Annotated in this window: 1 protein-coding gene; it reads left to right on the plus strand. The window is 78.3% G+C overall.

What is annotated here, in order from left to right; translation table 11 throughout:
• On the plus strand, positions 1-701 hold a 701-nt coding region (locus ACK4SE_RS14010), incomplete at both ends, for a hypothetical protein (RefSeq protein ID WP_409693941.1).

Consider the following 701-nt stretch of genomic DNA (forward strand, 5'->3'; position numbering starts at 1 on the left):
GCGGCACCGGCACCGGCACCGGCACCGGCAGCGGCAGCGGCAGCGGCAGCGGCAGCGGCAGCGGCAGCTCTGCTGGTGGCGCCAGTGGCGCCGTGTCGGCGGGCGGCGACGTGGCCGCGCGAGCGCGCAAGCCGCACTTTGCCCTGCGCGCCGCGCTGCGCACGCTGCGGCACGCGCTGGACGGCTACCTGGTGCCCGCGCACATGCTGGAGGAGGCGCTGCGTGACTTTGATCGCGCGGGCAGCCACCCCATGCTGCCGCTGTACGAGCTGGAGGAGGCGCTGAGCGTGCTGGCCGGCCGCATCCCCTTTGCCCTCTCTGGCCGCCTGCACGCGGTGGCCGATCGCTACCGCCGCGACAATGCGCGTGCGCTGGGCGTGCTCACCGCCGCCTACGAGCTCCGCGGCGTGCCGGGCGGTGGCGGCGGCGGTGGCGGCGGCGGTGGCGGCGACGATGGCGAGGAGAGCGACCGCGCACGGTTCGCGACCTCGCCGCTGGGCTCCCCCGAGCCCGCCGGCCCCGTGCCCGACTTCGCCTCCGTGGCCGCCGCGCTGCGCGCACTGCCCGAGTTCCCCGTGCGCGCGGTGGCGGAGGCGGTGGAGGAGGTGGTGGCGCCGCTGCCCGAGCGCGACCGGCACACGCTGCTGCAGGCCGCCGCGCCGCTGCGCCAGCTGGTGGCGCGCTACAGCGCGGGCGTGCGC

This window comes from Brevundimonas sp. (assembly GCF_046293315.1).
GTDB lineage: Bacteria > Pseudomonadota > Alphaproteobacteria > Caulobacterales > Caulobacteraceae > Brevundimonas.